This is a genomic window from Marinimicrobium sp. UBA4209 (genome assembly GCF_002381585.1).
Lineage (GTDB): Bacteria > Pseudomonadota > Gammaproteobacteria > Pseudomonadales > Cellvibrionaceae > Marinimicrobium > Marinimicrobium koreense.
On record NZ_DFTP01000011.1, the window covers coordinates 9,653 to 17,896 of the forward strand.

At 61.4% G+C, this 8,244-nt stretch carries 9 protein-coding genes; 4 read left to right on the top strand and 5 right to left on the bottom strand.

Features of this window, described 5'->3' with window-relative positions:
- Nucleotides 1–17: 17 nt before the first annotated feature.
- The 3 genes from sppA to wrbA are packed head-to-tail and all read right to left on the bottom strand — an operon-like array spanning nucleotide 18 to nucleotide 2,988.
- Entirely contained in the window at nucleotides 18–1,901 is a 1,884-nt protein-coding gene (sppA, locus tag B3187_RS02080; RefSeq protein ID WP_286804403.1) for a signal peptide peptidase SppA, read from the bottom strand.
- Between the two features lie 54 nt (nucleotides 1,902–1,955).
- Entirely contained in the window at nucleotides 1,956–2,360 is a 405-nt protein-coding gene (locus B3187_RS02085) for a DUF2069 domain-containing protein (RefSeq protein ID WP_081665899.1), read from the bottom strand.
- A gap of 4 nt (nucleotides 2,361–2,364) precedes the next feature.
- Nucleotides 2,365–2,988, bottom strand: a complete 624-nt coding sequence (wrbA, locus tag B3187_RS02090) for an NAD(P)H:quinone oxidoreductase (protein ID WP_286804404.1) — start codon at nucleotides 2,986–2,988, stop codon at nucleotides 2,365–2,367.
- Between the two features lie 115 nt (nucleotides 2,989–3,103).
- Between wrbA and B3187_RS02095 the strand changes: the two genes are divergently transcribed.
- Nucleotides 3,104–4,417, top strand: coding sequence for a YihY family inner membrane protein (locus B3187_RS02095; protein WP_286804405.1), 1,314 nt, complete (start codon nucleotides 3,104–3,106; stop codon nucleotides 4,415–4,417).
- Between the two features lie 7 nt (nucleotides 4,418–4,424).
- Nucleotides 4,425–5,684 carry a valine--pyruvate transaminase gene (locus B3187_RS02100; RefSeq protein ID WP_286804406.1) on the top strand — a complete coding sequence of 420 codons (1,260 nt, stop codon included), beginning with the start codon at nucleotides 4,425–4,427 and terminating at the stop codon, nucleotides 5,682–5,684.
- An 8-nt stretch (nucleotides 5,685–5,692) separates the two neighbouring features.
- On the opposite strand, the gene B3187_RS02105 is transcribed toward B3187_RS02100, so the two are convergent.
- Nucleotides 5,693–6,529, bottom strand: coding sequence for an HDOD domain-containing protein (locus tag B3187_RS02105; RefSeq protein WP_286804407.1), 837 nt, complete (start codon nucleotides 6,527–6,529; stop codon nucleotides 5,693–5,695).
- Between the two features lie 71 nt (nucleotides 6,530–6,600).
- A complete protein-coding gene (locus B3187_RS02110; protein WP_286804408.1) occupies nucleotides 6,601–7,527 on the bottom strand; it encodes a YgfZ/GcvT domain-containing protein in 927 nt (308 codons plus the stop codon).
- A gap of 278 nt (nucleotides 7,528–7,805) precedes the next feature.
- Between B3187_RS02110 and B3187_RS02115 the strand changes: the two genes are divergently transcribed.
- Both B3187_RS02115 and B3187_RS02120 read left to right on the top strand, forming a co-directional pair.
- Nucleotides 7,806–8,015, top strand: coding sequence for a succinate dehydrogenase assembly factor 2 (locus B3187_RS02115; protein ID WP_286804425.1), 210 nt, complete (start codon nucleotides 7,806–7,808; stop codon nucleotides 8,013–8,015).
- Nucleotides 7,981–8,244: hypothetical protein (locus B3187_RS02120; RefSeq protein WP_286804409.1), on the top strand; the 264-nt coding region annotated here is incomplete at its 3' end. The genes B3187_RS02115 and B3187_RS02120, both read left to right, overlap by 35 nt.

An 8,244-nucleotide genomic window follows, 5' to 3' on the forward strand; every position in this document is an offset into this window, starting at 1 on the left:
TACTCAACGCTATACCGCTAAGGCGCCAGACACTCCACACAGCGTGCGTAAACCGCGCGCGGATCATCAAGTTCGCTCAACATCCGCAGAGGTTCCAGCAGCGGCGCGAGCTGGCTCTTCAGCTTCGGCGTCAACCACTTCGGTCCAGATACCTGCGGTACCCAGGCGCTGACGGCGCTGCCGCTGAGCTGCTTGAGAAACTGCTCGTAGGGCGCCAGCGGGCGGGTGATTTGACGTACCTCGTAGTCGTCCAGCTCAGCGTGCTCTGCGGCGGCGGCGAGGGTCTCTTCCAGGCTGCCCAGTCGGTCGACCAGCCCCAATTCCTGAGCGGTGGCCCCTGTCCAGACGCGGCCCTGACCCAACTGATCCACCCGCTCGGGGGTCAGCCCCCGGGCCTCGGCGACCAGGTCGATAAATTGCTGGTAGATGTGATTCACCGTCTGCTGGATGATCCGGTTGGCCTGAGGTGTGAGCGTGCGATCCAGGCGCATGGAACCGGCCAGGGGCGTGGTGCCCACACCGTCGACATGAATGCCGATTTTCTCGAGACTGTCCTCAAAAGTCGGCAATGCTCCGAACACGCCGATGGAGCCGGTCAGCGTGGTGGGCGTCGCCCAGATTTCGTCGGCGCCCGCGGCCATCCAGTAGCCCCCGGAGGCGGCCATGCTGCCCATGGAGACCAATACCGGCATACCCTCCGCCCGCAGCGCGGCGATTTCGGAGCGAATGACTTCTGAGGCGTAGGCACTGCCACCACCGCTGTCGATGCGGATAACAAGTGCTTTGATGTTCGGGTCATCTTGAACCTGCTGCAGCCGCTGCAGAAAGCTGTCGCTGCCAATACTGCCTTCGGGTTGTTCGCCAGTGGAGATGGTGCCGGAGGCGACGATCAGACCGACGCGGTCGTTCGCGGGACTGGGGGACTGGCGGCGGACATCGGCCAAAAACGTCCGGTGGCCTACGCCGTTGTAATGATCGCCGTAGTCGCTGTGACCGAAGCGTTCGGTCAGCAATTGCTGACGCTCTCGGTGGCTCAGAATCCCGTCGATCAGTTGAGACTCCAGGGCCAGTTGCGCGCTGTCACCGCCCACCGAGGCCAGTTGAACATCCATGTTGCGGATGTAGTCATTGACGGCGCCGCTGGGTAATTGGCGCAGTGCTTCCACCCGGCTGGTGTACACGCCCCAGAGTTGGTTTAGCCACTCGCTGTTGTGCTCCCGGGACTCGGGCGACATGTCATCCCGGGTATAGGGCTCGATAAAGTCTTTGTATTTGCCGACCCGGAAGACGTGGAAGTTCACGGACAGCTTGTCCATGGCACTTTTGAAATAGTTGCGGTAGTTGGCGTAGCCGGTTAGCAGTACCGAGCCCATCGGATCCAGGTATATCTCATCGGCGTAGCTCGCCAGGTAGTACTGCTCCTGGGTGTACAGGCTGCCCAGGGCGATGATTGGCTTGTCACTGTCCTTGAACCGCTGCAGGGCGGCGCCGACTTCTTCGAGCTTGCTGATTCCGCCGCCCAGAAGTCCGTCCAGCTCCAACACCAGGCCGCTGACTCTCGGATCCGTGCGCCCGGCATCGATGGCCTGAATCAGTGGACGAATCGGCGTTTCCATAGGGGCGTCATCACTGCCGCTGAGAAGCATGTTTACGGGATCAACGTAGCTTTCCTCATCCACCAGATAACCGGTCGGCGCCAGAGTCAGGGCAAATTCGTCCGGCAAGACCAGGGGCTCCTTGGGGAGAAAAGCGAGTACCACGAACAGCAACACCAGAAGAAAAATCAGGTTGCCCAATGCCACCCGCAACCAACTGATGCTTCGTCCGATGAAGCCGAAAAACCGGCGAATGAACCCGCGGCGCTTGCGGGCGGGAGGGGGAGTCTGGTCGTCGTAGTTCACGGTGTCGGTCCTTTCGATCCTGGGGTATGAGCGGTTGTGGTTATCAAGGGGCAGTCAGTGGCGATTTTCCCAGAGCCACCATTGTTGGCGCCAGCGGCTGGCCATCATGGCACTGGAAAACAGTATCACGGTCAGCGCCACTGCCAGGTAGTCGCGCCAGTAGGCCAGTGGCGAGAGTGTGTTGGTCACGGCCCAGGTAAAATACAGCAGTACCACAAAGCACAGCCAGCTGTAGGTCCGATGATAGCCACGCTTCAGCCCCGGCGCAAAGATCAGCAGCGGAACCACCTGCACAATCCATAGCGGCCAGTTGGGCTCGGCCTTGAACAGCGTCAGGAGGGTGAACATCAGGAGCAGTCCCGAGTAGGTGGCCAGCACCAGGGCGCGGGCAATCGACAGTTTACGCTTGATGTGTTGCGCCTGTTCGGTATTTTCCGGGGGCTTGGGAGCCATTCCCATACAATCAATCTCCGCTTGCGGTCGGGGTGTCGTCAGCTCGGGGGCCGCGCAGCGCCCATTGCGCCATGCGCTGCCCGAGGGTCTGACACAGAGTGGTTTCGTGTTCGCTCAGGGTGGTTGCTTCGGCGCCCTCGGCCCAGTGGGACGGACCGTACGGCGTGCCGCCACTGCGGGTGTGGGTGAGTGCCGGCTCGCTGTAGGGCTGGCCCATCAATACCATGCCATGATGCAGCAGCGGTAGCATCATCGACAGCAGCGTGCTTTCCTGACCGCCATGCAGGGTCGAGGTGGAGGTGAACACCGCAGCGGGCTTGTCAATCAGGTCCCCATTGACCCAAAGGCCACTGGTGCTATCCAGAAAGTATTTGAGCGGTGCGGCCATATTGCCAAAACGCGTCGGGCTGCCCAGCAATAAACCGGCGCAGTGGCGCAGGTCGTCCAGCGTCGCATAGGGCGCCCCTTCGGTGGGCACGGCCGGCTCGCTCGCCTGTGTGTCGGCAGAGACCGGCGGTACCGTGCGCAACCGGGCTTCAATACCTTGTACGCGTCTCACGCCTCGCGCCAGTTGTTGTGCCATGGCGGCGACCGAACCGGTTCGGCTGTAATAGAGAATCAGAACGTAGGGCATAGGGGGACCTGTCCGGGCTTGAGACGATGGGGGTTGTGGTACAGTGTAATCATACGCTCCCTTCAATACGGTACCTGGTCTTCGCGCCCAGGTTTTACAACAGGAAATGCCGATTATGCGGGACTTGTTCAACGCGGAAAATCGTCGCCACTATCTGCGCCTGACATGGCAGTTTTTGCAGATGATCGGGCAGCAACTGAAAGACACCGACTGCCAGAAAAGCGCCGCGCAACTGACCTACGTCACTCTGTTTGCCCTGGTGCCCCTGATGACGGTCACCTACTCCATGTTCTCCGCCATTCCGGCCTTCCAGGGGTTGGGCGAACAAGTCCAGGATCTGATCTTTGCCAATATGGTACCTGAAACCGGCCAGGAGTTGCTCGGTCATCTGCGGGAATTCTCGCAACAGGCACGCCGTCTGACCATTGTGGGGGTCGTGTTTCTGGTGGCCTCCGCCTATTTCATGCTGGCCAATATCGAGAAAAACTTCAATTCGGTGTGGGGCATTGTGCGCGGCCGCCGGGGCATTTCCAAGTTCCTGCTCTACTGGGCGGTGCTCAGCCTCGGACCACTGTTGCTCGGCGTCGGCCTGGCCATGAGCACCTACCTGGCGTCCTTGCGGCTGTTCATGGATGGCTATGAGGCGCTTGGGTTGATCACCTGGATCTTTGAGTTCACTCCCTGGTTGCTGACCTCGGCGACCTTCACCCTGCTGTTTGCCGCGGTGCCCAACTGTCGGGTACCCATCCGCCATGCATTGATCGGCGGGGTTGTGACCGGACTGGTTTTTGAGCTGCTCAAGGCGGTGTTTGGCGTTATTGTCGCCAACTCCGCACTCAGCTCCATTTACGGTGCCTTTGCCATTGTTCCGCTGTTTCTGCTGTGGGTAAACCTGACCTGGATTGTGATTTTGGCCGGCGCCGTGCTGGTCCATACCATCGGCGTTTACCAGATCGCGCTGCGTGACCGGGGCTACCCGGATCTGGTGGCGGCCATGGTGGTATTGTGGCATTTCTATCGCCGCAGTCTCGACGGGCGGGGGCTGGAAGACAGTGAACTGCTGCAGCTTGGCCTGGCTTCAGACCAGTGGCAGCGAATTCGTATGGCCCTGCAGAGAGAACACTGGATCGCGGTGACCAATCAGGGGGACTTCGTCCTCTGCCGGGATTTGCACCGCCGCCGCATCCGGGAGCTGGGCCCGCTGTTGAGGCTGCCCAAAGTTCTGCCCGACCCCTGTCTCGACCTGGACAAATTGCCCTGGTACCCCGAATTGCACGAGCGTCTGAAGCGTATTGAGGGGTTCTCCGGGGAGCAACTGGATATGACCTTCGCGGAACTGTTCGACGCGGCTATGGAAAAAGAGACCGCCGATAAGAATCGGGAGGCCCGTCTTTCCGAGCATCCTGCGTCCCGTGCGAGCGGAATCTGAGCGACTTATGAAGCTGTCCCGATTTGGTGAAAAAGTGGCGGGTGATGCCGGTATTGTCACCTTGATGGATGACCTGGGCGAAGCGCTCCGGGTCAATCCCGAGATGATTTTCATGGGCGGTGGTAATCCCGCATCGATCCCCGAGGTGGAGGCATCGCTGAGCAGCGCCCTGCAGGGGGTGATGGACGACCCCGGCGTTCGACGCCCGATGCTCGGTGTGTACCAGCCCCCTCAGGGAGATCCGGAGTTTCTCGATTCGCTGGCCGGGGAGCTGCGTCGCACCTGCGGTTGGTCGGTCACCCGAGAGAACCTCGCGGTGGCCAATGGCAGCCAGTCGGCGTTCTTCGTGTTGTTCAATCTGTTGGCCGGGGAGGGGAGTGACGGCGTCTACCGTAAGGTGCAGTTGCCCCTGGTGCCCGAGTATCTGGGCTATGCGGATGTCGGCCTGGCCCCGTCGCTGTTTCGTGCGAACCGGCCTGCCATCGAATTGCTACCCGAGGGACTGTTCAAGTATCACATCGACTTTGAGCGATTGACCCTGGAGGAGGATCTTGGCGCCCTGTGCCTGTCACGGCCGACCAACCCGACCGGGAACCTGGTGACCGAAGATGAGCTGAATCACCTTGATGCCCTGGCTCGGGAGCGCGATCTGCCGCTGATTCTGGATGTGGCGTACGGGGCGCCTTTTCCCGACATTGTTTACCCGTCCACGCGCCCCTTCTGGAATGACAACACCATACTGGTGCTGAGCCTGTCCAAGCTGGGGTTGCCCGGGGCGCGCACGGGCATTGTCGTTGCCCGACCGGAGATCATTCAGGCCTTTGCCCGGGCCAATACGGTATTGAGCCTTGCCAGCGGCAACCTGGGGCCGGCGTTGGCGCAACAGCTGCTGGTAAGGGGTGAGCTCTTTCGGTTGGGGCCCGAGGTCATTCGGCCGTTCTATCACCAGCGGATGCAGTCGGCTCTGGCGGTATTTCAGCGCGAGCTGACCGGCCTGCCGGTTCGTATTCATCGCCCCGAGGGTGCGTTCTTTTTGTGGCTCTGGTTTGAAGGGCTACCCATTTCCAGCATGGCATTGTACGAGCGCCTCAAGGCACGGGGTGTGCTGGTGGTGCCCGGTGAGCACTTCTTTCCGGGGCTGGAGGAGCCGTGGGGGCATCGGCAGGAATGTCTACGCGTGACTTACTGTCAGGCCCCGGAGCGGGTTGCCGAAGGAGCCAAAATACTGGGCGATGAGGTGCGCCGCCTCTATAGTGACGGCGCCTGATCGGCGACTTATTGCAGCGCCATCATGGCGGCCGCCATTTCGTCGCTCAGGTCTTCCGCTTCGGCTGACTGCATGTCCGGGTCCATACCGAGTCGCTCGAACGCGGTGACGCTATGGTAGTCCATCTCGCCCAGGGCGGAGCCGTCGCCCATATGGCTCTGAAGTAGCGCAACCGTGACCAGGTCGGCGTAGTCGGCGGTGTCGGCCTTGCGGGCGAATTTCATGTGCCGGCTGGGCACGTGAATCAGCTCGTCGGGGAATTCCCAGGCTTTCAGGATCATGTCTCCCAGCGGGCCCTGCAGTTCGTCGATCACCCGGTCCAGGGTGAGGCTGTCGGTCAACAAGGAGGGATGCTCCTCGGCGTAGGTCAGGATGGGCAGAACGCCGATCTTATGAATCAGGCCCGCCAGGGTCGCCTTGTCTGGCTGTAGCTTGGTGTAGTGCCGGCACAGCACATGGCAGATACCGGCCACTTCGCTTGAGCGCATCCACACATCCCGCAACCGGCTGTCCACCAGATCCGAGGTGGCCTGGAACATCTGCTCCATGGCCAGACCGGTGGCCAGGTTGCAGGTATATTCCATGCCCAGTCGGCTCAGGGCGGTTTTCAGATCTTCGATGTGGCGGTTGGCCCTGAGCAGGGGGCTGTTTGCCACCCGGATGATGCGGGCGCTCAGGGCGGCGTCGTTGCCGATTACCTTGGCCAGTTGATCCAGGCTGGCGTCCGGGTCGTCAGCCACTTCCCGGACCTGGAGGGCGACTTCGGGCAGGGTGGGCAGGACCAGTTGATCGTTTTTGATGGCACTGATGATTTCGTCTCGGACGCGCTCAACAACATGACTCATGGGGCTTCCTGTTTCCGGTCTTCAGGGTTTTCATGGGCCGCCAGCTTTCTCGGGCGGCCAACCATTGGAGTTTATTCGACAGTATAGGGTAATGATAGCGGTTCGGCCGGGAAAGTGTGGTCGATCTGGATTTCTCCCTCCAGAGCGCTGTCTTCGACCACGGCAAGGCACTCACAGGTGCCGGGCCCGCTCGGGGCGGCCGTAACCAGCTCACCGACTTTCTTCCCGTCGCCATTGTGCAGTAGCGTTCCCGGCAGTAGGGCGTCGGGATCGCTGCAGGCAGCGCTCAACCGCCGCATGCGTTGCTTGAGTTTCCCTTTGTAGTGCAGTCGCGCGACGATTTCCTGGCCGGTGAAGCAACCTTTGCGGAAGCTGACGCCGCCGATCTGGGTAAAATTCAACAGTTGCGGGGTGAACAGTCCCTGCGTCTGCGGCAGCACCTCACCCAGGCCCGCGCGGATATCCAGCAGCCGCCACTGGGTATCACCGGCCGTCGGCTGGCCGAAGTGTCGGTCGAGGATTTCGGCCTGCGCCACGGTCAGCCAGCACTCGTAGCGCTGCTCGTCGAGCGTGACAATAAAGCCCCCGTCGTGCGCCACCCACTGGCCCGGCTCAGGAGCTGGCTCAATCAAGGCCCCGGCCAGCTGTTCACGGGCATCGGGGCCGCACAGGCCGCGTAACCGGTAATGGCCGGTTTCGTCGGACAGCTCGGCCTTGGAAAAGACAATGTATTTTCCCAGAGAGGCGGTGGTGGCCTCCACCATGGAGCGCGGTAGGCGCAGCAGCACCTGCTCTTCACCGGTGGCCAGGGCGCGAAAGCTCACCTGCATCCGGCCTTTCGGGTCGCAGTGCGCCCCCAGTCGGCTTTCGCCCGGCGTCAACTCCCGAATGTCACAGGTGACCTGCCCCTGGAGAAAGGCCTTGGCCTGGGGACCGGTGACGGCCATCAGGGTCCAGTCGGACAGAGTCAGCCAGTCGGTGGAGGTTGCCGTCTGCATGGGTAGAGCGCTCCCGTGGTTGCGATTCGAACGTGATTGGCCTGCGCTACTGGGCGATAGAGCCGATCACCGAGGGCGCATGATAGAACGATACGTCGGTGGCTCCAAGCCCGGCAAGCGCCCGAGTGCGAGTCACGCTTCGAGGTCCGGGCCAGGGCGGGCAATCTCCGGCCTTGCGTCGTTCATAGAGTTCCGGTGCGATGATATACTGCGGCCCTTGTTGCTAACGGGAGATGTCTGTGGAACGCAACCGTCTATTCTGGGGCAGTCGCCGCGGTATGCTGGAGCTGGATCTGATCCTGCTGCCCTTTCTGGAAAACGTGTATCCCGGCCTTGAGCAGGCGGACAAAGAGCGCTACTGGAAGTTGCTCGAGTCCGAGGATCAGGAGATGTTCGCCTGGTTTCTGCACCGCCAGGATCCCGAGGACACTGAACTGAAAAGGATTGTCGACATTGTCCGGGCCAATACCGGAATCAACGCCCGCTAACCGCCGGTTGGCGCCCATCCGCCTGCAGCCGTCGCGCTGGTTGCGGCGCCTGCACCGGTGTCTGTTACTCGCTCTGGCGGTACTGCCCTGGCTCGCTTTTGTGGGGCATTCCGGTGTCTCCATAGGGTGGCTGATGGTCCTGTGCCTGTTCAATGCGCTGCTGGTCTGTGAGTGGTGGCGTACCGGCCGACGTTCTGAACCGACGGTTTTGGCCTATGAAGCCGGTGCT